Annotated in this window: 24 protein-coding genes and 2 pseudogenes; 14 read left to right on the top strand and 12 right to left on the bottom strand. The window is 70.5% G+C overall.

Translation table 11 applies throughout. The features are described 5' to 3' along the window. The 5 genes and pseudogenes from D1369_RS30970 (at nucleotide 1) to D1369_RS30950 (ending at nucleotide 4,880) form a co-directional block, all read left to right on the top strand. Nucleotides 1-1,692 carry an ABC transporter family substrate-binding protein gene (locus D1369_RS30970; protein WP_158680118.1) on the top strand — a complete coding sequence of 564 codons (1,692 nt, stop codon included), beginning with the start codon at nucleotides 1-3 and terminating at the stop codon, nucleotides 1,690-1,692. A 171-nt stretch (nucleotides 1,693-1,863) separates the two neighbouring features. Beyond that, nucleotides 1,864-2,052 (top strand): annotated as a pseudogene (locus D1369_RS30965) (MBL fold metallo-hydrolase); the annotation flags it as partial. Nucleotides 2,053-2,353: 301 nt separating this feature from the next. Beyond that, nucleotides 2,354-3,238, top strand: coding sequence for an ABC transporter substrate-binding protein (locus tag D1369_RS30960; RefSeq protein ID WP_037899570.1), 885 nt, complete (start codon nucleotides 2,354-2,356; stop codon nucleotides 3,236-3,238). Next, a complete protein-coding gene (locus tag D1369_RS30955; RefSeq protein WP_007381262.1) occupies nucleotides 3,235-4,125 on the top strand; it encodes an amino acid ABC transporter permease in 891 nt (296 codons plus the stop codon). Before D1369_RS30960 ends, D1369_RS30955 begins: the two co-directional genes overlap by 4 nt. After that, nucleotides 4,122-4,880, top strand: coding sequence for an amino acid ABC transporter ATP-binding protein (locus tag D1369_RS30950; protein WP_007381263.1), 759 nt, complete (start codon nucleotides 4,122-4,124; stop codon nucleotides 4,878-4,880). Before D1369_RS30955 ends, D1369_RS30950 begins: the two co-directional genes overlap by 4 nt. 96 nt (nucleotides 4,881-4,976) lie before the next feature. On the opposite strand, the gene aroQ is transcribed toward D1369_RS30950, so the two are convergent. Beyond that, nucleotides 4,977-5,450 carry a type II 3-dehydroquinate dehydratase gene (gene aroQ, locus D1369_RS30945; protein ID WP_007381264.1) on the bottom strand — a complete coding sequence of 158 codons (474 nt, stop codon included), beginning with the start codon at nucleotides 5,448-5,450 and terminating at the stop codon, nucleotides 4,977-4,979. Between the two features lie 113 nt (nucleotides 5,451-5,563). Here aroQ and D1369_RS30940 point away from each other — a divergent pair. Beyond that, nucleotides 5,564-5,740 (top strand): annotated as a pseudogene (locus tag D1369_RS30940) (LD-carboxypeptidase); the annotation flags it as partial. A 234-nt stretch (nucleotides 5,741-5,974) separates the two neighbouring features. Beyond that, nucleotides 5,975-7,252: an MFS transporter gene (locus D1369_RS30935; RefSeq protein ID WP_037899573.1), complete on the top strand. Its 1,278-nt coding sequence runs from the start codon at nucleotides 5,975-5,977 to the stop codon at nucleotides 7,250-7,252. Here the strand turns inward: D1369_RS30935 and D1369_RS30930 are convergent. From D1369_RS30930 to D1369_RS30900, 7 genes are all read right to left on the bottom strand, one after another. Continuing rightward, entirely contained in the window at nucleotides 7,242-8,342 is a 1,101-nt protein-coding gene (locus D1369_RS30930) for an ionic transporter y4hA (RefSeq protein WP_007381267.1), read from the bottom strand. The genes D1369_RS30935 and D1369_RS30930 overlap by 11 nt on opposite strands. Before the next feature lie 45 nt (nucleotides 8,343-8,387). After that, a complete protein-coding gene (locus D1369_RS30925; protein WP_037899576.1) occupies nucleotides 8,388-8,690 on the bottom strand; it encodes a hypothetical protein in 303 nt (100 codons plus the stop codon). Nucleotides 8,691-8,820: 130 nt separating this feature from the next. After that, entirely contained in the window at nucleotides 8,821-9,822 is a 1,002-nt protein-coding gene (locus D1369_RS30920; RefSeq protein ID WP_007381269.1) for a TerC family protein, read from the bottom strand. Between the two features lie 226 nt (nucleotides 9,823-10,048). Then, nucleotides 10,049-12,163: a TerD family protein gene (locus D1369_RS30915; protein ID WP_118082727.1), complete on the bottom strand. Its 2,115-nt coding sequence runs from the start codon at nucleotides 12,161-12,163 to the stop codon at nucleotides 10,049-10,051. 51 nt (nucleotides 12,164-12,214) lie between these two features. After that, nucleotides 12,215-12,793, bottom strand: a complete 579-nt coding sequence (locus D1369_RS30910; protein WP_007381272.1) for a TerD family protein — start codon at nucleotides 12,791-12,793, stop codon at nucleotides 12,215-12,217. 133 nt (nucleotides 12,794-12,926) lie between these two features. Further along, entirely contained in the window at nucleotides 12,927-15,062 is a 2,136-nt protein-coding gene (gene uvrB / locus D1369_RS30905; RefSeq protein WP_007381273.1) for an excinuclease ABC subunit UvrB, read from the bottom strand. A 685-nt stretch (nucleotides 15,063-15,747) separates the two neighbouring features. Beyond that, entirely contained in the window at nucleotides 15,748-16,617 is an 870-nt protein-coding gene (locus D1369_RS30900; protein WP_007381274.1) for an MHYT domain-containing protein, read from the bottom strand. A gap of 280 nt (nucleotides 16,618-16,897) precedes the next feature. Between D1369_RS30900 and D1369_RS30895 the strand changes: the two genes are divergently transcribed. After that, nucleotides 16,898-17,767: a glycerophosphodiester phosphodiesterase family protein gene (locus D1369_RS30895; RefSeq protein ID WP_007381275.1), complete on the top strand. Its 870-nt coding sequence runs from the start codon at nucleotides 16,898-16,900 to the stop codon at nucleotides 17,765-17,767. A 56-nt stretch (nucleotides 17,768-17,823) separates the two neighbouring features. Further along, nucleotides 17,824-18,378 (top strand): methylated-DNA--[protein]-cysteine S-methyltransferase, encoded by a 555-nt coding sequence (locus D1369_RS30890; RefSeq protein ID WP_007381276.1) that lies wholly within the window; start codon nucleotides 17,824-17,826, stop codon nucleotides 18,376-18,378. Nucleotides 18,379-18,587: 209 nt separating this feature from the next. Here the strand turns inward: D1369_RS30890 and D1369_RS30885 are convergent, their stop codons facing one another. Then, nucleotides 18,588-19,016 (bottom strand): VOC family protein, encoded by a 429-nt coding sequence (locus D1369_RS30885; protein WP_037903204.1) that lies wholly within the window; start codon nucleotides 19,014-19,016, stop codon nucleotides 18,588-18,590. 99 nt (nucleotides 19,017-19,115) lie between these two features. Here D1369_RS30885 and D1369_RS30880 point away from each other — a divergent pair, with 99 nt between their 5' ends. Together D1369_RS30880 and D1369_RS30875 are read left to right on the top strand one after the other, a co-directional pair. Next, nucleotides 19,116-20,024, top strand: a complete 909-nt coding sequence (locus D1369_RS30880) for a pseudouridine-5'-phosphate glycosidase (RefSeq protein WP_037899581.1) — start codon at nucleotides 19,116-19,118, stop codon at nucleotides 20,022-20,024. After that, entirely contained in the window at nucleotides 20,021-20,962 is a 942-nt protein-coding gene (locus tag D1369_RS30875; RefSeq protein ID WP_007381279.1) for a sugar kinase, read from the top strand. The genes D1369_RS30880 and D1369_RS30875 overlap by 4 nt, the downstream gene beginning before the upstream one ends. A 259-nt stretch (nucleotides 20,963-21,221) precedes the next feature. On the opposite strand, the gene D1369_RS30870 is transcribed toward D1369_RS30875, so the two are convergent. Continuing rightward, a complete protein-coding gene (locus D1369_RS30870; RefSeq protein ID WP_007381280.1) occupies nucleotides 21,222-22,016 on the bottom strand; it encodes a methyltransferase domain-containing protein in 795 nt (264 codons plus the stop codon). Nucleotides 22,017-22,235: 219 nt separating this feature from the next. Between D1369_RS30870 and D1369_RS30865 the strand changes: the two genes are divergently transcribed. Further along, nucleotides 22,236-23,363 carry a magnesium and cobalt transport protein CorA gene (locus tag D1369_RS30865; RefSeq protein ID WP_037899584.1) on the top strand — a complete coding sequence of 376 codons (1,128 nt, stop codon included), beginning with the start codon at nucleotides 22,236-22,238 and terminating at the stop codon, nucleotides 23,361-23,363. A 22-nt stretch (nucleotides 23,364-23,385) separates the two neighbouring features. Here D1369_RS30865 and D1369_RS30860 read toward each other — a convergent pair whose 3' ends face one another. Continuing rightward, nucleotides 23,386-23,817, bottom strand: a complete 432-nt coding sequence (locus D1369_RS30860; protein WP_118082726.1) for a CBS domain-containing protein — start codon at nucleotides 23,815-23,817, stop codon at nucleotides 23,386-23,388. 160 nt (nucleotides 23,818-23,977) lie between these two features. Continuing rightward, a complete protein-coding gene (locus tag D1369_RS30855) occupies nucleotides 23,978-24,610 on the bottom strand; it encodes a hypothetical protein (protein ID WP_007381283.1) in 633 nt (210 codons plus the stop codon). Between the two features lie 245 nt (nucleotides 24,611-24,855). On the opposite strand from D1369_RS30855, the gene D1369_RS30850 reads away from it, so the two are divergent. Further along, nucleotides 24,856-25,563: a DUF2293 domain-containing protein gene (locus tag D1369_RS30850; RefSeq protein ID WP_082319378.1), complete on the top strand. Its 708-nt coding sequence runs from the start codon at nucleotides 24,856-24,858 to the stop codon at nucleotides 25,561-25,563. Nucleotides 25,564-26,124: 561 nt separating this feature from the next. Continuing rightward, nucleotides 26,125-26,604, top strand: a complete 480-nt coding sequence (locus D1369_RS30845; RefSeq protein WP_118082725.1) for an anthrone oxygenase family protein — start codon at nucleotides 26,125-26,127, stop codon at nucleotides 26,602-26,604. Nucleotides 26,605-26,720 lie beyond the last annotated feature (116 nt).

The raw sequence follows: 26,720 nt of genomic DNA, 5'->3' as shown, positions 1-26,720 counted from the left end.
TTGAAGAGAACCCGTACGTCCCTTGCGCTGATCACCCTGGTCACCACCAGCGCACTGACCTTGACCGCGTGCGGCGGAGGCGACACCAAGGACGACAGCAAGAAGACCTCAGTCCCCAAGTCCACCGCGAACAACATCGCCGCGACGGACCGGGCCAAGCTGAAGCAGGGCGGCACCCTCAACTGGCCGCTGGGCGAGATCGCGGAGAACTTCAACTACAACGAGATCGACGGCACGCTCTCCGACGGCTACGACGTCGAGCGCGCCCTGATGCCGATCATCATGAAGTCGGACGCCACCGGCGTCGTGAGCCCCGACCCTGACTACGTGACCTCGGCCACCGTGGACGAGAGTTCCGGCAAGCAGGTTGTCACCTACGAGATCAACCCGAAGGCCAAGTGGTCCGACGGCACAGCGCTCTCGTACAAGGACTTCTTGTCCCAGTGGACCGCCCTGAACGGGAAGAACACCAAGTACAAGATCTCCTCCAGTACCGGCTACAACCTGATCAAGAGCGTCGCCAAGGGCAAGAACGACCAGGAGGTGATCGTCACCTTCACCAGCTCCTTCGGCGACTGGAAGAGTCTGTTCAGCCCGCTCTACCCGGCCTCGGTCACCAGCACCCCGGACGGCTTCAACAACGGTTACCTGGGCAAGATCCCGGTCACCGCGGGCCCCTTCAAGTTCGGCGGCATCGACAAGACCGCGAAGACCCTGACCGTTGTCCGCGACAGCACCTGGTGGGGCGACAAGGCGATCCTCGACAAGATCATCTATCGCGCGCTGGACTCCGACGCCACCGCCGGAGCCTTCGCCAACGGCGAGGTCGACTTCTTCGACATCGGCCCGGACCCGGCCGCCTACAAGCAGGCCAAGGCCGTCAAGGGCGCCTCCATCCGTGAGGCCGCAGGCCCGAACTACCGTCACCTCACCATCAACGGCACCCAGGGCGCCCTCAAGGACGTCGCCGTGCGGCAGGCCGTCACCCAGGCACTCAGCCGTGACGCCATCGCCAAGTCCGACCTCCAGGGCCTGGGCTGGACACCGACGCCGCTGAACAACCACTTCTACGTCACGAACCAGAAGGGCTACAAGGACAACGCCGGCGAGTACGGAACGTACGACCCGGCCAAGTCCAAGGCCTCGCTGGAAGCGGCAGGCTGGAAGCTCGACGGCGAGTACCGTAAGAAGAACGGCAAGACGCTCGAACTCAACCTCGTCATCCCAGCCGCGGTCAGCGTCTCGGCCAACGAGGGCAAGCTGATGCAGCCGATGCTCAAGGCCGTGGGCATCAAGCTGAACATCAAGTCCGTGCCGCTCCAGAACTTCTTCGACAAGTACGTCACCCCGGGCAACTTCGACCTGACTGTCTTCTCCTGGATCGGGACCCCCTTCCCGACCTCCTCGACCCAGTCGATCTACGCCAAGCCCGTGGGCTCCGACATCCAGCAGAACTACACGGGTGTGGGCAGCGACGAGCTCGACGCCGCCATGAAGAAGGCCTCCGCCGACCTCGACCCGGCCCAGGCCATCACCGACACCAACGTCGCCGACACCCTGATCTGGAAGCAGGCCAACCTGCTCCCGCTCTACCAGCGCCCCGACATCAAGGCCGTCAAGAGCACCCTGGTCAACCTCGGCGCCTACGGCTTCGCGGACCCGCGCTACCAGGACATCGGCTTCACCCGGTAAGGGAGTGTCCGTGGGCGGAGGGTCCGAGGAATTCCGGGAAGCCTCGGGAGCGTGACGCCCGTGGCTCCGGGTAGCCGGCGGGTCGCGAGCAGCCGGTGGGGTGTGATGGAGCTGCACTCCACCGAGGACAGGGTTGGCGGTCACATTTGTTGTGTTACCCGGTGACCTTTGGTGTTCCCGGGAGGCGTCGGCAACACCCGCAAGGATCCCGAGGTGTTCGCCGCCCTGATCCACGACGTCGAGACGAAGATCTTCGACGTGCTGCCGGACGAAACCTGGGTGTACCCGGGACACGGGAACGACACGACGCTGGGCGCGGAGCGTCCGCAGTTGCCGGAGTGGCACGCCCGGGGGTGGTGAACTCCGAAGCGCGCGCCCCGCACACACCCCTGCGCGCGCACCCCGTGTGAACTCTTCGCACACGCCGGTGTCACGCACGCGCTCCCGGCGCACTTGGTTGCGCAGTCAACTGGGAGCAGCCCCGCACAGGATGACGGCTCCTGCGCGGTACGGGCCGCCGGTCTTTCATCCCCGCCCTCGACCGGCGGCCCCGGCCCGCTGTCCGAAAACTGTTCACAGAAACGCAACACACGTTCCCAATATGCGGACGATTGCCGTCGTGACCTCGACAAACGGGACAGTGGACTGTCACTCTCCCGCCATGCACCCTGCCCCTCGCGCCCTGCGCCGCGCCGCCGCCGCGGCATCCATAGCCCTGCTCGCCACCGCCGTCGGCTGTGCTCCGCAGCCGGAGGACGACGCGAACGCCAAGGCCTCGGGGTCGACCGGAACCACCTGCGCCAAGGGCGAGTTGGCCACCAAGACCTCCGGCAAGCTGACCGTCGCGACCGACGAGCCCGCCTACGAGCCGTGGTTCAAGGACGACAAGCCCGCGAGTGGCAAGGGCTTCGAGTCGGCCGTCGCGTACGCCGTGGCGAAGCAGCTCGGTTACGACAAGAACGCCGTCGTCTGGCAGAGCGTCCCCTTCAACAAGGCCTTCGCGCCCGGGGAGAAGACCTTCGACTTCGACATCAACCAGGTGTCCATCAGCGCCGAGCGCAAGAAGGCCGTGGACTTCTCGTCCGGCTACTACGACGTGCGCCAGGCAGTCATCGCGCTCAAGGGCACCAAGGCGGCCAAGGCGACGAGCATCGCGGACCTGAAGGGCCTCAAGCTGGGCGCCCAGGTCGGCACGACGAGCCTGAACTACATCGAGGACGTGGTGAAGCCGACCCATGAGGCCGCCGCGTACGCCAAGAACGACCAGGCCAAGTCCGCGCTCCAGAACGGCCAGGTGGACGCCATCGTCGTCGACCTGCCGACCGCCTTCTACATCACCGCGGCCGAGGTGACGGACGGCACGATCGTGGGGCAGTTCGAGAACCAGGGCGGTACGCCGGAGCAGTTCGGGCTCGTGCTCGACAAGGGCAGCGCGCTCACCTCCTGCGTGACCGGCGCCGTGGACGCCCTGCGCAAGGACGGCACGCTCGCCAAGCTGGAGCAGGAGTGGCTGTCCGACGCCGTCGACGCACCGGTGCTCAAGTGACCCTCACGAAGGACGAGGCCGGCCAGGAGGACACGGGCGACTCCTACACGCCCTCGCGGCGGCGGATCGAGCGGGAGCGTCTCCAGCGCACCCGCGGCCGTCGCGCGACGGCGATCGCCGCGGTCTCCACCCTGGTCACCACCGTCGTCCTCTACCTGGTCGTCATCAACGCGCCCGGCTGGCCGCGCACCAAGGAGACGTTCTTCAGCGGGCAGTACGCGCGCGAGGCGTTCCCGAAGGTCCTCGAAGGGCTGTGGCTGAACGTCCGGCTGCTGCTGGTCTGCGGTGTCGCCGTGCTGGTGCTCGGCATGCTGATCGCCATCGCCCGCACGCTGCGCGGTCCGGTGTTCTTCCCGCTGCGTTTCCTGGCCGCCGCCTACACGGACTTCTTCCGCGGGCTTCCGCTCATCATCAACTTGATGATCGTCGTCCTGGGCGTTCCGGCACTGCGGCTCCAGGGTGTGACGGTCGACCCGGTGCTGCTGGGCGGGACCGCCCTCACGCTGACGTACTCGGCGTACGTGGCCGAGGTGTTCCGCGCCGGCATCGAGTCCGTGCACCCCTCACAGCGGGCGGCGGCCCGTTCGCTCGGGCTCTCCAACCGGCAGGCGCTGCGGTACGTGGTGCTGCCGCAGGCGGTGCGCCGCCAGGTGCCGCCCCTGCTGAACGACCTGGTGTCCCTCCAGAAGGACACCGGTCTGGTGTCGATCGGGGGCGCGATCGACGCCGTACGGGCCGCCGACATCATCGTCGGCCGGAGCCTCAACTACACGCCGTACATCGTCGCGGGCCTGGTGTTCGTGGCGCTGACCATTCCGATGACCCGCTTCACGGACTGGGTGACGGCACGGATGGACCGCCGGCGGGCCCAGGGAGGAATCGCATGAGCGACGCAGACGCACCGGTGCTGCGGATGGAGTCCGTCCGCAAGACCTTCGGCGACTCGGTCGTGCTGCGGGACGTCGACCTGGAAGTCGCCCCGCACACCGTGACCGCCCTGATCGGGGCCTCCGGCTCCGGCAAGTCGACGCTGTTGCGCTGCGCCAACCTCCTGGAGGAGATCGACGACGGCGCCATCTGGCTGGACGGCGAGGAGATCACCGATCCGCGCGCGGACCAGGACGCGGTACGGCGCCGTATCGGCGTGGTCTTCCAGGCGTACAACCTCTTCCCGCACATGACGGTGCTGGAGAACATCACGCTGGCCCCGCGCCGGGTGCACGGAGTGGCCCGCGCGGAGGCCGAGGAGCACGCCCGAGAGCTCCTGGAACGGCTCGGGCTCGACGGGAAGGCGGACGAGTACCCCGACCGGCTCAGCGGCGGTCAGCAGCAGCGGGTGGCGATCGTGCGGGCCCTCGCCGTGCGCCCCCGGCTGTTGCTGCTCGACGAGATCACCGCGGCCCTCGACCCCGAGCTGGTGGGCGAGGTCCTGAACGTCGTGCGCGACCTGAAGGCCGACGGGATGACCATGATGCTGGCCACGCACGAGATGGGCTTCGCGCGCGAGGTCGCCGACCAGGTTTGTTTTCTGGACTCGGGTGTGGTCCTCGAGCGCGGGACCGCCGAGCAGATCTTCGGCGACCCGCAGCAGGAGCGCACCCAGCGTTTCCTGAAGCGGATCGTGGAGGCGGGACGGTTGTAAGGGCGGTTCGCGGTGTGAGCGCGGTTCGCGGTGTGGCGCGGTACGAGGTGTGGCGCGGTACGAGCTGTAAGGACCGCCCGCCCAGGACATCGGTCCTTACACGTCGGCCTGGGCCGGCCCCGCCAGCGCCGCGACCCGCTCCACCCCGAACACGTACCCCTGCACACCGCAGCCCGCGATGACCCCGTCCGCGCGCAGCGAGACGTACGAGTGGTGCCGGAAGGACTCGCGCCGGTGGATGTTGGAGATGTGCACCTCCAGTACCGGCAGCCCGTCACAGGTGTTGAGTGCGTCCAGGATCGCGACCGAGGTGTGCGAGTAGGCACCGGGGTTGATGACGATCCCGCAGTGGTTCAGCCGCGCCTCGTGGATCCAGTCGACCAGCTCGCCCTCGTGGTTGGACTGCCGGAAGTCCACCGTGCCACCGTGCGCGGCCGCCGCCTTCGCGCACAGGGCCTCGACGTCGGCGAGGGTGTCCTTGCCGTAGATCTCCGGCTGCCGCTGACCCAGCAGGTTCAGGTTGGGACCGTTGAGGATCATGATCGGGGCGTTGGCGAGGGTGCGGGGCACGGTTCCTCCGGTCGGTGAAGGCGGGCTGCTCGGACCCGGTTTATCACGGTGCGCCGGGCGCGGCGCGGCCCGTACCCTCCGGGCGGGACGACGATCTCGTATCCGCCCAAGCCAGGGAGTACGGCCTGGAGCCGGTCGAGTATCCGACGACCCGCAGGATGGGCTCGACGGCGGTCATGGCGTCCAGCGGCGGCGACGACCAGATCACCGTGCTGCCGTTCCTGGACCGGGAGTTGATCCGGGCGAACCCGAAACCGTTCTTCGGGATGAGCGACAACACGAACCTACTGCGGGCCATGCGCCTGTATGCCCCAACACCACCATCGTCTTCGATGTGGACTACGGCCACACCGATCCCCAACTCGTCATCCCCTATGGGGGCTCGTCCGGGGCGACGGTCCTGCCCGGCGCATCACCGTCACGTACTGATCACGCCCGAGCGCGCTCACGCGCCCCCGTAACTCGTGATCACCGTGGGTAGTTGACGCGGCATGCAAGACGTACGCACCGTGAGGGCGCCCTCCATGCCGAGGCTCGCGGCCGCCTCGCTCGCCGGGACGGCCATCGAGTTCTACGACTTCTTCGTCTACGGGACGGCCGCGGCGCTGATCCTGGGGCCGCTGTTCTTTCCGACCTTCTCGCCGGTCGCGGGGACGCTGGCCGCCTTCGGGACGTTCGGGGTGGGGTTCGTCGCGCGGCCGCTCGGGTCGGTGCTGTTCGGGCACATCGGTGACCGGCACGGACGGCGGCCGGTACTCGTGGGCTCGCTGCTGCTGACCGGCGCCGCCACGGTCGCGGTCGGCTGTGTGCCGACGTACGACACGATCGGCGTGGCCGCGCCGGTGCTGCTTCTGGTGCTGCGCTTCCTGCAGGGGCTGGGGCTCGGCGGGGAGTGGGGCGGGGCCGTACTGCTGACCGCGGAGCACGCGCCCGCCGAGCGGCGCGGGCTGTGGACGAGTTTCCCGCAGGTGGGACCCGCGCTGGGCTTTCTGCTCGCCAACGGGGTGGTGCTGGCGCTGTCGGCCACGCTGTCCGAGGCACAGTTCGCCGCATGGGGCTGGCGGGTGCCGTTCTGGGCGGCCGGGGTGCTGGCGGTGGCGGGCCTGTGGCTGCGCTCCTCGCTCCCGGAGAGCCCTGGTTTCCTGGAGATCGACGACCACGCGCGCGTGCCGCTCGCCGAGGTGGCCCGCGACCACTGGCGGCTCGTCCTGCTGACGGCCGGGGCGCTCTCGGTCGGGTACGCGATCTTCTACGCCGTGACGACGTGGTCCCTCGCCTACGGGACAGAGCGGCTCGGGGTGAGCCGTACCGTCATGCTGACCTGCATCATGGCCGCGGTACTGGTGAAGGGCTCGCTCACACCGGTGGCGGCGCTGCTCGGGGACCGGTACGGGCGGCGGCCGCTGTGTCTCGCGGGATGTGCGGCGGCGGCGCTGTGGATGTTCCCGATGGTGGCGCTGCTCGCGACCGGGGACCCGCTGCCGATGTTCCTCGGCTTCCTGGGCGCGATGATCGCGTTCATCACGATGTTCGCGGTGATCGCCGCCTATCTGCCGGAGCTGTACGAGCCACGGGTGCGCTGTACGGGGGCCGCTGTCGGCTACAACCTCGGCGGGGTGCTCGGCGGCGCGCTGACGCCGGTCGTGGCGACGGCTCTGGTGGAGCACGGCGGGCGGGTGCCCTGGGGCGTGGGCGCGTATCTGACCGGGATCGCGCTGCTCAGTCTCGGGTGTTTCGCGTTGCTGCCGGAGACGCGGCCGGTGCCCGCGGCAGTGGTGGCGGCAGAGCCGGCTATGGATTGATCGCCAGCTCCAGGTAGGCCGCGAACACCACCAGGTGGACGCCGCCCTGGAGGGGTGTGGCCCGGCCGGGAACCACCGTCAGGGAGCTCACCGCCACGGTCAGGGCCAGCAGCACCATGTGGGTGGAGCCGAGGCCGAGGACGAGCGGTCCTGAGAGCCAGACAGTCGCCAGGGCGACCGCGGGGATGGTCAGGCCGATGCTGGCCATGGCCGAGCCGAGGGCGAGGTTGAGGCTGGTCTGCACGCGGTCGCGGCGCGCGGAGCGCAGGGCAGCGATCGTCTCGGGGAGCAGCACCAGCAGGGCGATGATCACACCGACGACGGCATGCGGAAGGCCGGCCCTGGCCACCCCGGACTCGATGGTCGGCGAGACACCCTTGGCCAGGCCGACCACCCCGATCAGGGCCAGGCCCAGCAGGCCCAGACTGATCAGCGCGGCGCGGGCGGTCGGCGCGTGGGCGTGGTCGTCGACGGTGATCACCTCGCCCTGGCGGGTGATCGGGAGGAAGTAGTCGCGGTGCCGTACGGTCTGGGTCGCCACGAACAGGCCGTAGAGGATCAGCGAGGACAACGCGGCGAACGTCAGCTGGGTGGTGGAGAACTCCGGGCCCGGCTTGCTCGTGGTGAACGTCGGCAGCACCAGGCTCAGCGTGGCCAGGGTGGCGACCGTGGCGAGGGCCGCGCCGGTGCCCTCGGGGTTGAAGACCGCGGTGCCGTGGCGCAGGGAGGCCACGAGGAGGCTGATGCCGACGATGCCGTTGCAGGTGATCATCACGGCCGCGAAGACCGTGTCCCTGGCCAGGGTCGAGCTCTTGTCGCCGCCGTCCGCCATCAGGGTGACGATCAGGGCCACCTCGATGATCGTGACGGCGACGGCGAGGACGAGCGAGCCGAAGGGTTCGCCGACCCGGTGGGCGACCACCTCGGCATGGTGCACGGCGGCCAGCACAGCTCCGGCCAGCACCAGGGTCACGAGTGCGACGACCGCCGCGGGCAGATCGCGGCCCCAGGTGAACACCAGCAGGACGGCCGCGAGCACCGGCACGAAGGACGTCCAGCTCGTGGTGAGCGACCTGAGCCGAGCGATCATGCAGCGATCGTCGCAGAGGTGCGCGGACCGCGCACTACGCCCGGACTACTTGACTTCACCCGAATCCAGGATGTCGCAGTTGGTGTAGACGCGCTCGCCGACGCTCAGCGCGGCCAACTGCTCCGCGAGTTTGCTCGTCTCGGGGTCGTCGCTGTTGCGCATCGCCTCGTCGAACGACTCGAACTCGATCAGCGCCAGGTAGTGGTTGGGCTTGTCCCGGTCCTTCAGGAGCATGCGGTGGGTCGGGCCGCCGGTCCTGCCCGCGCTGCGCTGCTCCGCCTCCTGCAGCAACTGCCGCATCTCGTCCAGGCGCTCGGTCTCGAAGCCGATGATCTGCACGAACTTCATGGTGTCTCCAGCCGGCCGCGGCGCCCCCGGACCGGGGAACGCGCTCTGGAACAAAACAAGCACCGGGAGCGGTACCCGGCAATTCGCCGTGCACCGCTCCCGGGGGTGGTTCTTCCTACGTCGGCCGTGGTCAGGCCTCGATGCTGTCCTTCGGAGCGCCTTCGCTCTTCGACTGCGCCGCCTCGGCCGCCGCCTGCTTCCTGGAGGCCATGAGGCTGGTGATCGTGGTGACGATCAGGACCGAGCAGATCACGCCGAGCGAGACCGGAATGCTGATCTCGGGGACGTGGACACCGGACTCGTGCAGGGCGTGCAGGACCAGTTTGACGCCGATGAAGCCGAGGATGATCGACAGACCGTAGGAGAGGTGGACCAGCTTCTTCAGCAGGCCGCCGATGAGGAAGTACAGCTGCCTCAGGCCCATCAGGGCGAACGCGTTGGCCGTGAAGACGATGTACGGGTCCTGGGTCAGGCCGAAGATCGCGGGGATCGAGTCGAGCGCGAAGAGCACGTCGGTGGAGCCGATGGCGAGCATCACGACGAGCATCGGGGTCATGACCCGCTTGCCGTTCTCCACGATCCACAGCTTGGTGCCGTGGTAGCGGTCGGCCACTCCGAACCTGCGCTCGGCGGCCTTGAGCAGCTTGTTCTCCTCGAACTCCTCTTCCTCGTCGTCCGCCCGGGCCTCCTGGATGAGCTTCCAGGCGGTCCAGATGAGGAAGGCGCCGAAGATGTAGAACACCCACGCGAAGCTGGCGATGATCGCAGCACCGGCGGCGATGAAGATCGCGCGCAGCACCAGGGCTATGAGGACACCGACGAGCAGCACCCGCTGCTGGTACTGCGAGGGCACCGCGAACTTCGCCATGATCAGGACGAAGACGAAGAGGTTGTCGACGCTCAGGGACTTCTCGGTGATGAAGCCCGCGAAGAACTCACCGGCGGGCTCGCCGCCGGAGAAGATCATCAGACCGAGGCCGAAGAGGCCGGCCAGGGCGATCCAGACGACCGTCCAGATACCGGCTTCCTTGATCGACACGTCGTGCGGCTTGCGGCCGATGAAGAAGTCGACCGCGATGAGGGCGGCGAGGCCCACGATCGTCAGGACCCACAGGGTCACGGAAACATCCACAGTTCCTCCGGCAATACGTAACGGCAAGTAACCAGCGTCGTCGCGCTGCCGGAGGTCTCTTCCACCCACGGTGGGCCGACGCCCCGGGATCAGGCCTGATCCGTATTGACGGGTACGCCGCAGTCGACAGGGAGTACTCCCCTCCGTGCCACCAACCGTACCCAATCACCAAGGAAAGGTAAAGCGATTGGCAAAAGAAAGGTCAAAATCCCTGACCGGAGGGCCTTTACGTGTACTTGGTGCGAGCCTCCGCCACCTGGTTCAGGACCTGTTCGAGCACCTGGCTGCCGGGCGGGACCAGTGCGGGCTCATAGGTCCAGGCGTGCCCGACCCACGGGTCGGCCAAGTGGTCGTCGGGCACCGGGGTCAGCCGCATGAGCGAGCGCCACAGGGGGTCGAGGAGGGGGCCGTAGCCGGAGGCGTCCTCACGGTCCGCGACCATCATCAGGTGGACGCCGACGGACGGTCCCTCGTCGGCCAGGTAGCGCAGCTGGGTCACGGCCCGGTCGTCGAAGCCGTGCGGGAAGTCGTTGACGATCAGGAGCTGTTCGGAGGTGTCGAGGCCGGGCGGAAGGGAGTCGGCCGCGCCGCTGCGCACCGCCATCTGCACGAGGTCCACGCGCTGGGTGAGGCGGGCCAGGACGTCCGCCACACCGGCGGCGCCGACGGCGGGCGGGGCCGCGAGCACGCCGCTCCACACGAGCGGGGCGAGCGCCTGCGCCCCCGAGCCGGCCGGGTCGATGACGTGCAGGCTGTAGTCCCCGGCGGGGTGGACGGCGACTAGCCGGGCCGCGAGCGCCACGGCCGTGTCCATGGCGAGGCGGTGCAGTTCGTGGGGGTCGAGGAACGAGCCGTCGAGGGATCCGGCGGCCCCGCTGTCGATCCACAGACCGCGCTCCAGCGGGAGCCGGACCAGCATCGGGATGCGCAGCTCGGCGCACTCGGGCAGACACAGATCGCCCAGGCGTACGGCCATGGGCACCTCGAACGGCACCCGGTAGCCGTGCCAGACGGGGTTGTCCCAGCGGGCGTACGCCGGCGGCAGGGCGGGTTCGACCACCTCGGACTCGGCCGTGAGCTGGCCGAGATCCCGGTCGTAGGCCGCCCGGGCCTGTTCGACGAGCTGGGCGTGCTTGGCGCGGGCTGCCTCCCGAGCGGTGTCACCCTGTGCGCCGATCCGGCTGCGCGGGTCCGCGAGGGCCGCGTCCAGCTCCTTCTCCATGCGTGAGTCGGCGAAGTCGACGGCACTGCGGTACGCGGCCGTGGACCGGGCCAGGTCCTCGAACATGCCCCACACCTGGTTGTAGAGCCGCTCCTCCATGGACCAGCCGGTGGCGTCCCCGGCAACGGGCTGCGCGGGCTGACCTGGCTGAGCGGGAGGCGCGGCGGGCGGGGGCGGCGGCGGGGCGGTGTTCTGCCGTCGGGGGTGGCTGTAGTCGACCGGGCCGCCGACGGTGGGCGGCTGGGCTGTGGTGTCGGCGGGACCTGGGGTGTGTCCGGGCTGCGGCGCGTCCGCGGCCGGAGTGCCCGGCGTGCCGTAGGGGGAGGCGGGCTCCGGTGTGCCGGAGCCCTGATCGCCGCTCGGGGGCATCGGCGGCGGGGTGCTCAGGGACTGTGTGCCGTACGGCGACAGGGGCTGCGGGGTGCTCGGCGGCGGTGGCTGCGGCGGTACGGCACCGGGTGCGCCCTGGGCCGCGGACGATCCCTGGTCCGCGCCCGGCGTCGGTGCGGCCGTCTGCCGGGGACGGTCGCCGTCCGCCGTGAGCGGTGGTGGCATCGGCACCGCGCGGGCCAGGCCCCGGGCCACCGCCTCATGGATGTCCTGGGCGAGCCGGCCGGCCTGGGGAAGGCCCTGGTCGGTGAGGAGTTCGGCGAGGCCGCCCGCATAGCCCTGCCCCACGGCGCGTACCTTCCAGGCGCCCTGGCGGCGGTAGAGCTCCAGCGCAACGACCGCCGACTCGGCGTCCAGTCCGGTGATGGTGTAGCTGACGAGCTCGGTGCCGTCCAGGCCGGTGACCGCGACGAAGGGGGCCGCGACGGCACCGAAGCGCACGGGGCCGCCCGCCGTCGGCAGCGCGAGCAGCACATGGACCCGGTGGACGACCTCGGGCACCGCGCCGAGATCGACGGCGAGGCGGTGGTCGGCGGCCGCCTGCCGGGAGACCTCCAGACCCGGCAGGGTGGGCGCACCCGGGTGGACGACCCACTCGACGCCGTGCACCCTGCCGTGCTCGTCGCCGAGCGTTGCTCCGGCCACGACCGGCGTGCCGGCCGCGATCCGGATCTCGAGTCGGGCCTGGGAGAGCGGGTGGTTCTGCCCCCGCACCAGCTCGGCCGTCATCGCCTTCTCCCCCCGTGTGGTGGTGTCGGTCGGTGCCGCTCGGCGGGCCGGTTACAGGTGCGGCAGGATCGCCGGCATCAGGTCCTGGAAGGTGCGGCCGTTGGCCGGGGTGCCGAGGGCCGTCATCGTCCAGCCCGCACCCGTCCGGTGCACCTTCGCCATGATCTGGGCGGTGTAGGCGCCGCCGCCGGCCAGCGTGTAGCGGGCGAGTTCGTCACCGTTGGTCTCGTCCACCAGGCGGCAGAAAGCGTTCTGCACTTCCTGGAAGGTCTGGCCCGTGAAGGAGTTCACGGTGAAGACGATCTGGTCGACGTGGACGGGGACACGGGACAGGTCGACGAGGATCGACTCGTCGTCCCCGCCCTGGCCGACGCCGCCGACCAGGTTGTCACCGGTGTGCTTGACCGAACCGTCGTCGCTCACCAGGTGACGGAAGAAGACGACGTCGACGGGCTGCTTGTCCGCGAACAGGACGGCGGAGGCGTCGAGGTCGACCTCCCGTGTGCGCGAGCCGAACAGGCCGCGCCGGGGAGCGGCCTGCCAGCCGAGGCCCATGCGCACCGCGGTCAGGCTGCCCCCGTCGTTCTTCTGCAGACTGATGGCCTGACCCTTGGTCATGTTGACGGTCACGCGCCGAACCCCTCTCGCTGCTGTCCCCTGTTACCGCGGCCCCCGCGGTGGTCAGAACCCTACGCAGGGCCACTGACCGTGACGCACCCCGGAGCGCACTTTGTGTCGGTCTTGCAACACAGCGCGATGCCGCTCAGGCCAGGCCCGCCTCCTTCATCTGCCGGAGCTCCTTCTTCATCTCGGAGACCTCGTCGCGCAGCCGGGCCGCGATCTCGAACTGCAGGTCGGCGGCGGCGGCACGCATGCGTGCCGTCATCTCCTCGATCTGCCCGGCGAGCTCGGCCGCGGGACGGTCGGTCGGGACGGTCTCCTTGGCCTTGCCCCTGGCCGCCTTGGTGCCCGCCGCCTTTCCGCCGAGGGCCGGCACGGGCGCCTTGGCCGCCTTGCCGTCCTTGCCCTGGCGGTAGCCGGAGCCGAGCAGCTGCTCGGTGTCCACGTCCTCGCGGGCGATCTGCGCGACGATGTCGTTGATCTTCTTGCGCAGCGGCTGGGGATCGATGCCCCGCTCCTTGTTGTACGCGACCTGCTTCTCCCGGCGGCGGTTGGTCTCGTCGATGGCCTTCTCCATCGCCGGGGTGATCTTGTCGGCGTACATGTGGACCTGACCGGAGACATTGCGCGCCGCGCGGCCGATGGTCTGGATCAGGGAGGTGCCGGAGCGCAGGAAGCCCTCCTTGTCGGCGTCGAGGATCGCCACCAGGGAGACCTCGGGCAGGTCGAGGCCCTCACGCAGCAGGTTGATGCCGACGAGGACGTCGTACTCGCCGGCCCGCAGCTCGCGCAGCAGCTCCACACGGCGCAGGGTGTCGACGTCACTGTGCAGATAGCGGACCTGGATGCCGAGTTCCAGGAAGTAGTCGGTGAGGTCCTCGGCCATCTTCTTCGTGAGCGTGGTGACCAGGACACGCTCGTCCTTCTCGGTGCGGGTACGGATCTCGTGCACCAGGTCGTCGATCTGGCCCTCGGTGGGCTTGACCACGACCTCGGGGTCGACCAGCCCGGTGGGGCGGATGATCTGCTCGACGACGCCGTCCCCGCGCGAGAGCTCGTACTTGCCGGGCGTCGCCGACAGGTAGACGGTCTGGCCGATGCGCTCGGTGAACTCCTCCCACTTCAGGGGGCGGTTGTCCAGGGCCGACGGGAGGCGGAAGCCGTGGTCGACGAGGGTGCGCTTGCGGGAGGCGTCGCCCTCGTACATCGCGCCGATCTGCGGCACGGTCACGTGCGACTCGTCGATGACGAGCAGGAAGTCGTCCGGGAAGTAGTCCAGCAGGGTGTTCGGCGGGGAGCCGGGCAGGCGGCCGTCGAAGTGCATCGAGTAGTTCTCCACGCCGGAGCAGGAGCCGATCTGGCGGAGCATCTCCAGGTCGTAGGTGGTGCGCATCCGCAGGCGCTGGGCCTCCAGGAGCTTGCCCTGCTTCTCCAGTTCGGCCAGGCGCTCCCCGAGCTCCTTCTCGATGTCGTTGACGGCCCGCTCCATGCGCTCGGGTCCTGCGACGTAGTGGGAGGCCGGGAAGACGTACAGGTGCTCGTCGTCGCTGATGATCTCGCCGGTGAGCGGGTGGAGGGTCGAGAGGGCCTCGATCTCGTCGCCGAACATCTCGATGCGGACGGCGAGTTCCTCGTAGACCGGGAAGATCTCGATGGTGTCGCCGCGGACCCGGAAGGTGCCCCGGCTGAAGGCCAGGTCGTTGCGCGTGTACTGGATGTCCACGAAGCGGCGCAGGAGCTGGTCGCGGTCGATCTCGTCGCCGACCCTGAGGGGGACCATGCGGTCCACGTACTCCTGGGGCGTACCGAGACCGTAGATGCAGGAGACGGAGGCGACCACGACGACGTCGCGGCGGGTGAGCAGCGAGTTGGTCGCGGAGTGGCGCAGGCGCTCGACCTCCTCGTTGATCGAGGAGTCCTTCTCGATGTAGGTGTCCGACTGCGGGACGTAGGCCTCGGGCTGGTAGTAGTCGTAGTACGAGACGAAGTACTCGACGGCGTTGTTCGGCAGCAGCTCGCGGAACTCGTTCGCCAGCTGGGCGGCCAGTGTCTTGTTCGGGGCCATCACCAGGGTGGGGCGCTGGAGCTTCTCGATCATCCACGCGGTGGTGGCGGACTTTCCGGTGCCGGTCGCGCCGAGCAGGACGACGTCCTTCTCACCTGCCTCGATGCGCTTGGCCAGCTCGGCGATCGCCGCCGGCTGGTCGCCGCTGGGCTGGTAGGAGCTGACGACCTCGAAAGGCGCCACCGTACGTTCGATGTGGGAAACGGGCCGCATGAAGTCCACCGTACGACTCCCCACTGACAACGCGGTCCGATCAGGGGTTCCGGACGCCGGCGGAGGACGTGTGCGTCGACGGTGGACGTGCGGCGGCCCCGGGGCGGCCGGGGGGCCGGGGGGCCGGGGGGCCGGGGGGGAGACGGCGAGCCGCGGGATCGGACGCCGCGACGGTGGCAGGGGGCGGGCGGGGCCACCGGAGGGCAGAGGCAGGCCGGCGGCCGGCGCAGGGCGCAGCGGGAGAGCAGGGGGCGGTCGACGGCCCCTGGGCGGCCGGGGCCGGGCAGAGACGGCAAGCACCGGGATGACACCGCCGCGGCGGGCGGCATGCGGCGGGGCACCGGAGGGGCGGGGGCCGGCGTGGGGCGCTGCGGGAGAGGAGGGCCGGTCGACGACCCCCGGGCGGCCTGGGACCGGGCGGAAGCGGCAAGCACCGGGATGACACCGCCGCGGCGGGCGGCATGCGGCGGGGCACCGGAGGGGCGGGGGCCGGCGTGGGGCGCTGCGGGAGAGCAGGGGGCCGGTCAACGACCCCCGGGCGGCCCGGGACCGGGCGGAAGCGGCAAGCCCCGGGAGCGCACCGCCGCGGCGGCGGCATGCGGCGGGCGGGGACACCGGAGGGCAGAGACGGGCCCGGGGCCGGAGCGGGGCGGGAGGGCCGGGGGCGGTCGACGGTTCCGGTGGGTCAGCGGTTCTGTGGGGTGCGGGAGCCGCTGTGGGTCACGTTCCGGTGAGCGCGGAGCGACGGACGGCGGTCGGCCGAGTGGTGGACGAGTTCGCGGGCGGGGACGCCGGGCTTGTTCTCGGCGGGCGACCAGACGGGCTTGCCCATGACCATCAGCGGATCGAACATCACGACGACGCCCGCGAGCAGCAGGAAGGCCAGCGGGCCGATCATCATCGGGGCGAGCAGGGTGGCAGGCGAGTCACCGGCGACGGGGGCGGACGAGCCGTGCAGGTGGACGCTGAGGGCGGCCATGCCGGTGTAGTGCATGCCCGTGACGGCGAGGCCCATGATCAGGCTCGCGCCCACGCTCCACAGGAATCCCCTGACCTGCCCGGCGGCCCACAGGGCGGCGGTGGCGGCGACCACGGCTATGACCACGGAGATGGCGACGGTGACGGTGTTGTACTCCAGCTGTCCGTTCAGGCGCATGCCGGCCATGCCCAGGTAGTGCATCGAGGCGATGCCCAGGCCGGTGACGGCACCGCCGGTCATCAGGGCCGTACCGCTCGCGCCCCGGTAGCCGACGATGAAGACCCCGATGCCCACCATGACGATGGCGACGCCCAGGCTCGCGAAGGTGATGAACCTGTCGTAGTGGATCGGTGTCTGCTCGACCTTGAACCCCATCATCGCGACGAAGTGCATGGTCCAGATTCCGGAGCCGATCGCGACCGAGCCGAGAGCCAGCCAACCTGGTCGCCAGGACCGGCTGACCAGCATGGATCTGGTGGTGCAACGCAGGCCGAGGGCACCGCCGAGGCAGGCCATGAGGTAGGCCACCAGCGGTGTGACGAGTCCGTAGCTGAATCCGTCGACCGTGCCTTGCATGCGCGGCTGCCCTTCCGCCCTCTTACGTCCTGGAATTCCCTGAAATGCGCCCCTCCCCGGCACCGCACGAACGGTCAGGGTCGAGGCAGAGAGTATGACTGCCACCGGAATGGTCGAACGACTTTCCGGCAAAGAAACACGCCCTTGCCCCAGTTGTGCGGCACCCGTGAGCGGACCAGGGACACGCCCATTCAGGATGTGTCCATTGTGTACCCCGGCGCCGTTGACCCGGTGCTGTCACAGTGGTGCTGTACGTGATCGCTCGACGCGAGGAGTACGTATGCACGCGCGCGCCGTGACCGCCCTGACCACCGCGCTCCTGGGGACCGCCGCCCTCCTGCTTCCCGCAACCGACGTCCGGGCCGTCGAGGACGGCACGCCGCCCACGGTAGTCGCCCACCGGGCCGGCGCCGCCTACGCCCCCGAGAACACCCTGGCCGCCATCGACCGGGCCGCCCGGATCGGCGCCGTCTGGGTCGAGAACGACGTCCAGCGCACCAGGGACGGCGAACTCGTCGTACTCCACGACGACAGCCTCCAGCGCACGACGGACGTGGAGCGGGTCTTCCCCGGTCGGGCACCCTGGAAGGTGAAGGACTTCACCGCAGCCGAGATCGCACGGCTGGACGCGGGCAGCTGGTTCGGTGCCGCGTACGCGGGCGCGCGCGTGCCGACGCTGCAGCAGTACGTGCGCCGTGTCGATCTTCACCGTCAGAAGCTGCTCCTCGAACTCAAGAACCCGGAGTTGTACCCGGGTATCGAGCGGGAGGCCCTCAAGCTCCTCGGCAACGAGGGATGGCTCGACGGAAGGCACCGGAGCCGGTTGATCGTGCAGAGCTTCAGCGCGGCGAGTCTGCGGACCGTCCACGATCTCAGGCCCGGGGTGAAGACCGGCTTCCTCGGCACGCCGTCCGTGGCGCAGCTGCCCACGTACGCGGCCTTCGCCGATCAGATCAACCCGGCGTACACCTCCGTCTCCAGGGCCTACGTCTCGGCGGTCCATGCCTTCACCGGCCCGCACGACAAGCCGCTGGAGGTCTTCGCCTGGACCGTCGACACCGCGGACGCCGCGCGGAGGGTCGCCGGGTACGGCGTCGACGGCATCATCACCGACAAGCCGGACGTCGTGCGGGACGCGCTGCGCGGGTAGCGGGCCGTTCGCGCAGGTCACCGGGTGTTGTCAGTGGCGGCTCGTACGGTGGTCGCATGAACAGCCATGGGCAGGACGAGCAGCGGATCGTGTGGGCCGTCGTCGGCACGGACATCGGCCCTCTGCTGCTGGCCGCGACCGACGAGGGTCTGGTCAACGTGGTCTTCCACGCCACCGACGCGGTCCGCGACAAGGCGCTGGAGCGGCTCGCGTCCCGGCTGGGCGCCGAGCCCGTCGAGGCGCCCGGTTCTCCGCTTCTGACCGAGGCGATACACCAGGTCGAGGCCTATTTCGCGGGCGAGCGGCACGACTTCGAGCTGCCCCTGGACTGGTCGCTGATCTCGGGCTTCAACCGGCAGGTGCTGCGCGAGCTGGCGTCCGGCGTGCGGTTCGGCCAGCTCGTCGGCTACGGCGATCTCGCCGGGCGGGTGGGCCAGCCGGGCGCCGCGCAGGCCGTGGGCATGGCCATGGGCTCCAATCCGCTGCCGGTGGTCGTGCCCTGCCACCGGGTCGTCGAGAGCGACGGCGGCATCGGCGGGTTCGGTGGCGGTCTGGAGACCAAGCGGAAGCTGCTCGCGCTGGAGGGCGTGCTGCCCGAGCCGCTGTTCTGAGACGGTCCCGTCCCACGTCCCGAGCGGGTGTGTGCCGGGTCCGCGCGACGGCCGGCCGGAAGGCCGACGCGGCAGCAGACTCCGCCGTGCGCACATTTTCCAAGGCGGCTGACGCGACGGTCATCGGGCTGGAGGACCCTCCGGCGCGGCACGCCGAGTTCGGCCAGGGCGCCAGCCGCAAGTACGTGCACTGAACGGAGTACGCGCGGTCAGTCGTAGTGCCGCGCCTCGAACACGTTCCCGTCCGGGTCGCGGAAGTAGAAGCTGCGCCGGGCCGTTCCGCGGGCGCCGAAGGAGTCGCGGGAGAAGTCCGAGACGGGCACGGACCCTTCCTCGAGGCGGGCACGGAGTGTCTCGAAATCGTCTGCGGGCAGGGCCAGGCAGACATGGTTGACGGGGTGTCCCGCGCTCTCGGCAGCGCCAGGCACCATTTTCATGCCGTCCGCCAGGGTGAGCGGCATGAGGTCGAAGATGGTCTCGTCGTTGAGCCGTACGGAGGGGAAGGACACCGCCCCCGCGGCGAACTCGGTGAGCCGCACGGGTTCCATGCCCAGGGTCTTCTCGTAGAAGTCGGCCGATGCCACCGGGTCGCGCACCCAGAGGACGACATGGTCGAGACGTGTCGAGTTGTCCGTCATGCACCCCAGGCTGGTGTCGTCCTCCACAGTCCGCAAGGGTTTGACCGGACGCACCGCCCGCCAGAGATGAGGGAAGACCGAACGACAGGAGGCAGGCCCGTGGTGCTGGTGGTGTCCGAAGAGGTGCGCGAGGCGATCGACGCGCGTCGACCCGTGGTGGCCCTGGAGTCCACGATCATCGCGCACGGGTTGCCGCGTCCGCGCAATCTGCAGGTGGCGCTGGAGCTGGAGGACGTTCTGCGGCAGGAGGGGGCGGTACCGGCGACGATCGCCGTACTGGACGGCCGCCCCCATGTCGGCCTGGACAAACAGCAGGTGGAACGGGTCGCGAACGAGGACGGGATCCGCAAGCTGGGTCACCGGGATCTGCCGCTCGCGATGGCCGCGGGGGTGAGCGGGGCGACCACTGTCTCGGCCACGGCGCAACTGGCGGCCTTGGCCGGGGTCGAAGTGTTCGCGACGGGCGGGCTCGGCGGGGTGCACCGGGAGTGGACCACGACCCAGGACGAGTCGGCCGACCTCGGCCTGCTGGCGCGCACGGCGATCACCGTGGTGTGCGCGGGGGTGAAGTCCATCCTGGACGTGCCCGCGACGCTCCAGCGCCTGGAGACACTGGGGGTCGCGGTCGCCGGGTACGGTACGGACCGCTTCCCCGGCTTCTATCTGTCCGACTCCGGCTGTCCGGTGGAGTGGCGGCTGGACTCCCCCGAGCAGGTGGCGGAGGTCATGCGCGCGCGTGCGGCGCTCGACGCGCCCGGCTCGGCGCTGATCGTCGCCAACCCGGTGCCGGAGGAGGAGCAGCTGGATCCCGCGCTGCACGCGCGTGTGCTCGCGGAGGCACTCCAGGCCTGCGAGCAGGCGGGGGTCTCCGGCCAGGGGGTCACGCCGTTCCTGCTGGCCTACCTCGTGCGGCACACCGACGGCGCCTCTCTGAGCGCCAACCTGGCGGCGGTGCGGGGCAACGTACGGCTGGCGGGACGGATCGCGGCCGCCCGGGCCGAGGCGTGACGACGGACGGGCTCGGTACCGCCGCGCCCGTCGGGGGCGGTGCCCTCCTGGTGGTCGGGGACGTCATCACGGACGTCGTCGCCCGGCATCGGGGGCCGCTCGCCGCCGGTACGGACACCGCCGCCGCGATCCGTACGGTGCCGGGCGGGGCGGGGGCCAACGTGGCCTGCTGGGCCGCCGCCCGTGGTGGCGGTGCGGAGGTACGGCTGTTGGGGCGGGTGGGCGCGGACGCGGCCGCGTGGCACGAGCGGGAGCTGGCCGCGTGCGGAGTACGGCCGCGACTGGTGGTCGATCCGGAGGTACCGACCGGGACGGTGATCTGTCTCGTGGACGCGGGTGAGGCCGCCGAGCGGACGTTCCTCACCGACAGCGGCGCGTCACTGCGGCTGGGCCCGGACGACTGGTCGGACGCGTTGCTCGATGGCGTGGCGCGACTGCATCTGTCGGGCTACCTCCTGTTCTCGGAGCCCAGTCGGGCGCTGGTGGCGGTGGCCCTGGAGTCGGCACGCGCGCGTGGTGTGCGGGTGAGCCTCGACCCGGCGTCGGCGGGCTTCCTCCGGGAGGTGGGACCGGACCGCTTTCTCTCCCTGATCGAGGGGGTGGACGTCCTGCTGCCGAGCCGGGACGAGGCCTGTCTGCTCACCGGCTTGCCCGACGTGGCGGACGCGGCGGCCAAGTTGAGCCGCCATGTCCCGCTGGTGGTGGCCAAGCAGGGCGCGGAGGGGGCGCTGATCGCCCGATCCGGCACCGTGTACGCGCACGTGCCCGCCGTAGCGGCGACGCCTCGGGACACCACCGGGGCGGGTGACGCGTTCACGGGCGCGTTCCTCGCGGCCCTGTTGGCCGGCGCCGCTCCCGAGGACGCGGCGGCGGAAGGATGCCGGGCGGGCGCGCTGGCGGTGGAGCGGGTGGGCGGGAGGCCGCCGGGGCCGGAGTGAGGGCCGGCCGGTGGACGGGCGACCGCGGGGACCGGACCGACGACGGGCCGGTGGATGGGCGGGCGGGGACCGGACCGACGACCGGCCGGTGGAGGGGAGACCGTTGGTGCCGGACCCGACGGCGACCGTGGACGACCGCCAGGGACGAACCGACGACCGGCCGGTGGGCCGCCGGTGGCGGGACACTTCTCCGGGTTCCCATCGAGCCACCGGCTCCCGCCGACTTCCGCTCCCCTTCCATGCCTTGCGCCTCACGCTGCTACGCCTTACGCCCCCATGCCGAGATCAGCGGGGCCGTGGCCAGGTCCATCGTGCCGGTGGCGATGTTGGAGAGGTGGCGGTCGATGTCCTCGTCCGTGGCGAGGCCCGCCGTGACCAACTGGCCGCGGATCTGGCGGATCGTGGCGGACTCCAGTGCGGCGCAGGCCGTGGAGGCGAGCGGGAAGTACGCGTCGGCGGCCACCTGACGCAGACCGGCCTCGCGGAGCAGGCGCGGGAGGGTGCGGCCGTAGGAGAGGTCGGCACCGCGGTCGGCGAGCAGCCGGCGAAAGCCCTGGCGCAGCCGGTTCGCCAGCTGCTGCTCGGGGCCGTACTCGTCGGGGCAGGTCAGGGGTTGCAGGGCGGGGTCGGCGTCCTCCAGCAGGAGGCGTCCGCCGGGCCGCAGGGATGTGATCATCGACCGCAAGGCCCGTTCCCGGTCCGGCACATGGACCAGGACGAGCCGGGCGTGCACCAGGTCGAAGCCCTCGCCGGGGGGTTCCTCGGCGCTCACGTCGTGGACACGTACGTCGACCGGCGGGCGGGCCGCCGCGGTGAGACGCGTGGTGTCGATGTCCGTCGCGACGACCTTTCCGGTCGGGCCGACCTTCTTCGCCAGCCAGGACACCACGGACGTGCCGCCCGCGCCGACCTCCCAGCAGCGCCAGCCGGCTCCGATGCCGAATCCTTCGATGTGCCGGAAGGTCGTGGGGTCGAAGAGGGTGGCGAAGGCGTCGAAGCGCTCTGCCGCCTCCGCCTGCTGGTTGTCGAGGAGGTACCCGTCGGTTCGTGTCATGTCGCGATGATCCCAGTCGCCGGGCTTGTCCGAAACGGACGACGCGGTTCCTTCTACACGGACTACGAGGACTACGCGGACCACGAGTTTTTCCACAGGCGGGAACCAAGCGGAACCTCCCCTGTCCACAGGCTCGCCCAGCGCTTACCCCGACCTGGCAAACTGGCGTGCCAGGACGCAGAAACGCGTCGCACGGAGATCCACGCGAGGAGATCCCAGATGTCCATGGCAGGGAATCTGCGCAAGGTCACGAGCCTCGGCAGGGTCGGCGGCCTGCGCAAGGTGGCCCGGCTGACGCGGCGGCGCCCGCGCGTCGACCTGAGCCACCACGCCCGTTCCCCGCTGGGCACCTCGGTGGTCAACTGCGTGACGTACAAGGAGGGAGCCCGCATCCCGGTCGACGGTGATCTGGTCGACACCGTGGAGCGGGTGCGCAAGAACCGTGACGGTTTCGTCTGGCTCGGCCTGCACGAACCCTCGGACCATGAGTTCGAGGGCATCGCGGACCTCTTCGACCTGCACCCACTTGCCGTCGAGGACGCGGTCGAGGCCCACCAGCGCCCGAAGGTGGAGCGCTACGGCGAGACGCTGTTCGCGGTGTTCAAGACGGTCTGCTACGTCGAGCACGAAGAGCTCACGGCGACGAGCGAGGTGGTCAACACCGGCGAGATCATGGTGTTCGTCGGCGAGGACTTCGTGATCACGGTGCGGCACGGCAGCCACGGATCGCTGGGCCCGCTGCGCGAGGAGCTGGAGTCCGACCCCGGGCAGCTCGCCAAGGGGCCGGCCGCGGTGCTGCACGCGATCGCGGACCATGTGGTCGACGGCTATCTGGACGTCACCGACTCCGTCCAGTCGGACATCGACCTGGTCGAGACCGCGGTGTTCGCGGACAACGGCGCGCGGGTCGACGCGGGCCGTATCTACCAGCTCAAGCGTGAACTCCTGGAGCTGAAGCGGGCGGTGGTCCCGCTCAGCCGCCCGCTGGAGGAGCTGTCCACCCGGCCGATCCAGGTCGTCGCCCCGGAGATACAGGCGTACTTCCGTGACGTCTCCGACCATCTGCTGCGTGCCAAGGAGCAGATCGCCGCGTTCGACGAACTGCTCAACTCGATCCTCCAGGCGCACCTCGCGCAGGTGACGGTCGCTCAGAACGAGGACATGCGGAAGATCACGGCCTGGGCCGCGGTGATCGCCGTCCCGACGATGGTCTGCGGTGTGTACGGCATGAACTTCGATCACATGCCGGAGCTGCACTGGACGTTCGGCTACCCGTTGGTGATGAGCGTGATAGCCGTCGCCTGTGCTGTGCTGTACCGCGGCTTCCGGCGCAACGGCTGGCTGTGACCGGGGGCGGTGGCGGGACGGGTCAGTGGGTGGTGGAGGAGCGCGCGTAGACGCTCTCGGCCCAGCCGGCGATCTGCTGGTCCGTCAGGTGCCGGGCCAGGTCTGATTCGCTGATCATGCCCACCAGGCGCTTGTTCTCGATGACGGGGAGCCTGCGGATCCGGTGCTCCTGCATCTCGTGCAGGACGTCGGACACGTCGGCGCCCGCGTCGATCCAGCGGGGGGTGCCCTGGGCCAGCTCACCGGCGGTGACCTTGGCCGGGTCATGGCCCACGGCCACACAGCCGATGACGATGTCGCGGTCGGTGAGGATGCCGCACAGCCGTTCGTTCTCGTCGCTGATGGGCAGGGCTCCGACGCCGAGTTCCCGCATCAGCTGAGCCGCGCGGTCGAGAGTCTCGTGGGCGGGGATCCACTGGGCACCCCGGTGCATGATGTCTCCGGCGGTGGTCATGGAGTACCTCCCGATGCCGGACGGCCGGCGCGACGCGGGCGGCACCGCAAGTCCCGGCGCCCTACATTCTCGCCGCGTCAGCGGGGGCCCGCACCCGGAACCCCGCGGCGACGGCAGCCGGGCTGAGGCAGCGATGCCACAGCCCCCGGACCGGCCGGGGTCAGCCGTTCCATGCCGGGTGGCGGGGGTCGTCGGCGCGGACCAGGACGTCGGCCGTGCCGGCCGGGTCGGTCTCGTCGGCGTAGCGCTCGTAGGCGGGGAGGGTCCAGTGGTCGGGCTCGGCGGTACGGCGGCGGAGGGCCCCCTCGGAGAGGAGGACGTGGACGGTCAGGTCGAAGGGGAACCAGTGGCGCAGCAGGAGGGGGCCGTGGAGCAACAGGACGCCGCCGGGCGGGAGGTGGACGTAGGGGCTGCGGGTGGCGCGGTCGGAGACCGGGTCCCACAGGTCGGGCAGGACGCGGCCGTCGCCACCGGGTTCGAGGGGGCCGAAGACCTCGCGCCAGAGTGCGCCGGTGTCGAACCAGCCGTCGTAGTAGGCCTCCAGGTCGTGGTGGCCGTATTCCAGACGGAGCGAGGCGGGGCGCAGGAAGCCCTCCGTGCCGACGACGAGCGAAGGCCGGCCGCGTATCCGAAGGGCCTCCCCCACCCGTTCGGCGAGTTCACCGGGGCGGGCCGCCGGGGCGCCGTCGAGGGCGACGCGGGGCCAGGGGCTGCCGTCGGCGGGCTTCAGATCGAGGAGGCGGTCGGCCAGCCGCTCGCCGAGCCGGTCCCAGGTGATCGCTTCGAGTCGCACGTGGCCATGATGCGTCAGCGGAGGCGAGGGGTGACGGTCAAGTGGCCGACGCGGCATCGGACAACGGTTTCAGCGGTCCGTGTCCATGTCAGGTGTCGGTCCGTGTCAGTCGTGGGTCCGTGCCGGTCAAGGGTCCGTGCCAAGCGTGGTCCGTGCCCGTGTCAGTCACGGGTCCCTGCCAGTCAAGGGTCCGTGTCAGGCGTGGTCCGTGTCAGGCGTGGGGGCGGCCGGGGAAGGAACCCCTCATGACAGGCCTCGCGACTCCCCCGGCCCGTGGTGGACCTCTCGTCGTCCAGCCGTTGCGGAGACGGCACTGTGCGGAGTGCCGGGGCGGGCCGCTGCCGTTGCTCGTCGTCGAGGACGGGGCGCCGCGGTGTCTCGACTGTGCCGACCTCGGACACTTGGTGTTCCTGCCGCGCGGGGACACGGCGCTCACGCGTCGGTCGTGGGAGGAGAGCGCGCTGTCGGCGGTCGTCGTGCGGTTCAACCGGCGCAAGGGGCGGTACGAGCGGCAGGGCGTCCTCGTCGAGGAAGCGGGGCTGGCGCGGGCCGAGGAGCGGTGTCTGGCCGACGCGGAGGCCCGACGGCGGCGTCGGGTGCGGGACGCGAGGCGGCGCGCGGTGGAGGACGTGCGGTTCGCGGAGGCGTTCGCTGCGGAGATTCGGCGGCTGTTTCCCGGGTGCCCCGACGAGCGGGCTCGGGCCATCGCCTCACACGCGTCCGTGCGGGGCAGTGGGCGGGTGGGGCGGAGTGCGGCGGGGCGGGCCCTGTCGGAGGGGGCGGTGGTGTCGGCGGTGGTGGCGTCCGTACGGCATGTGGACACGCCGTACGACACGTTGCTGATGAGCGGGGTGGCACGGCACGAGGCGCGGCGGCGGATCTCGGGGCGGGTGGAGGCGGTGCTGCGGGGGTGGCGGGATCCCGGGGCGGTGATGCGGGAGGAGGCGGGGTGACCCTCCCGGCACGGACCGCTTGGCAGTGCTGGGCTGAGCCCCGGCAGCCGTCCACTGGGCCCCGCCGAACTCAGACCCCGGCAGCAGGCCGCCCGGCGCCGCCGGACCGAAGCGCCGGCATCGACGTTCCGCACCGCCGAACGGAACCCCCAGCACCCCGCCCGTTCCGCACCCCGCCCGCTCCACACCGCCGAAGTGGAACCTTGGCCCCCAGCCGCTCCGCACCACCGATCAGCAGGCCGCCCGGCGCCGCCGGACTGGCCCCCCGCCGGCTCCTCCGCACCATTGAAGGAATCCCGGCACCAGCCCTCTCCCCACTGCCGGGCCCGACCCTCGGCCACCTCCCCCTCCGCCCCCGCTCCTGCCTCCCTCCGTCACAGTCAGACAGCCCCCGCAGAGGTCGAGAGGCCGCAGGCGACCGGTGTGAAGGAGTGCTAGGAGGCAGGTGCGGATGGACGTCCGCTTATGGGGGTGCGCGGGATGGCCATGGTGACGAGGGTGGGTGCGGGATTCACTGGTGGGGACGGGTGTGCTGGGTCGGCGGCGGGAGCTGGTGTGGGAATGATCGATGGGCCTTACTTCGTGCTGGTCGTGCTGGGTGTGCTCGGCACCGGGCTGGTGGCCGGGGTGTTCTGCGCGTTCTCGACGTTCGTGATGAGAGGGCTCGCCGCGTTGCCGCCCGCGCAGGGTGTCGCCGCGATGAACGCGATCAATGTGAGCGCGGTGCGGCCGCCGTTCATGGCCGTGTTCGCGGGCTCCGCGGTCCTGTGCGCGGTGATCGCGGTGGTGACGTTCGTGCTGTGGCCGGACGAGGGGACCGTGGAACTGCTGGTGGGCAGCGCGCTGTATCTGTTCGGTTCGTTCGGGCTGACGATGGTGGCGAACGTGCCCCGCAACGACGCCCTGCTCAGGCTGGATCCGGGCACCCCGGAGGCGACGGCGTACTGGCCGACGTACGTGCGCGAGTGGACGATGTGGAACCACGTCCGCGCGATCGCCTCGGGCGCGGCGGCGCTGGCGTACGTGCTGGCCCTCACCTGAGCGCGCACACCGCGCACACACCGTGAGCGCACCGCGAGCACACCGCGCACACCGCTCCCCAGCCCGGAGAACCCGGCCTGGACAGGGCGCTGTCCCAGCGGCCCGCCGGCACTCTG

This window comes from Streptomyces sp. CC0208 (assembly GCF_003443735.1).
Taxonomy (GTDB): Bacteria; Actinomycetota; Actinomycetes; order Streptomycetales; family Streptomycetaceae; genus Streptomyces; species Streptomyces sviceus.
Note: the sequence above shows the minus strand (reverse complement) of the source record. Positions and strands in the feature narration are given on the sequence as shown.

What these genes read in the sequence shown, in the direction of transcription:
- D1369_RS30960 (WP_037899570.1), top strand. Translation starts at nt 2,354, where the DNA reads ATGCACCCTGCCCCTCGCGCCCTGCGCCGCGCCGCCGCCGCGGCATCC.
- D1369_RS30950 (WP_007381263.1), top strand. Translation starts at nt 4,122, where the DNA reads ATGAGCGACGCAGACGCACCGGTGCTGCGGATGGAGTCCGTCCGCAAG.
- D1369_RS30935 (WP_037899573.1), top strand. Translation starts at nt 5,975, where the DNA reads ATGCCGAGGCTCGCGGCCGCCTCGCTCGCCGGGACGGCCATCGAGTTC.
- D1369_RS30930 (WP_007381267.1), bottom strand. Translation starts at nt 8,342, where the DNA reads ATGATCGCTCGGCTCAGGTCGCTCACCACGAGCTGGACGTCCTTCGTG.
- D1369_RS30925 (WP_037899576.1), bottom strand. Translation starts at nt 8,690, where the DNA reads ATGAAGTTCGTGCAGATCATCGGCTTCGAGACCGAGCGCCTGGACGAG.
- D1369_RS30915 (WP_118082727.1), bottom strand. Translation starts at nt 12,163, where the DNA reads ATGACGGCCGAGCTGGTGCGGGGGCAGAACCACCCGCTCTCCCAGGCC.
- uvrB (WP_007381273.1), bottom strand. Translation starts at nt 15,062, where the DNA reads ATGCGGCCCGTTTCCCACATCGAACGTACGGTGGCGCCTTTCGAGGTC.
- D1369_RS30900 (WP_007381274.1), bottom strand. Translation starts at nt 16,617, where the DNA reads ATGCAAGGCACGGTCGACGGATTCAGCTACGGACTCGTCACACCGCTG.
- D1369_RS30895 (WP_007381275.1), top strand. Translation starts at nt 16,898, where the DNA reads ATGCACGCGCGCGCCGTGACCGCCCTGACCACCGCGCTCCTGGGGACC.
- D1369_RS30890 (WP_007381276.1), top strand. Translation starts at nt 17,824, where the DNA reads ATGAACAGCCATGGGCAGGACGAGCAGCGGATCGTGTGGGCCGTCGTC.
- D1369_RS30885 (WP_037903204.1), bottom strand. Translation starts at nt 19,016, where the DNA reads ATGACGGACAACTCGACACGTCTCGACCATGTCGTCCTCTGGGTGCGC.
- D1369_RS30870 (WP_007381280.1), bottom strand. Translation starts at nt 22,016, where the DNA reads ATGACACGAACCGACGGGTACCTCCTCGACAACCAGCAGGCGGAGGCG.
- D1369_RS30865 (WP_037899584.1), top strand. Translation starts at nt 22,236, where the DNA reads ATGTCCATGGCAGGGAATCTGCGCAAGGTCACGAGCCTCGGCAGGGTC.
- D1369_RS30860 (WP_118082726.1), bottom strand. Translation starts at nt 23,817, where the DNA reads ATGACCACCGCCGGAGACATCATGCACCGGGGTGCCCAGTGGATCCCC.
- D1369_RS30850 (WP_082319378.1), top strand. Translation starts at nt 24,856, where the DNA reads ATGACAGGCCTCGCGACTCCCCCGGCCCGTGGTGGACCTCTCGTCGTC.
- D1369_RS30845 (WP_118082725.1), top strand. Translation starts at nt 26,125, where the DNA reads ATGATCGATGGGCCTTACTTCGTGCTGGTCGTGCTGGGTGTGCTCGGC.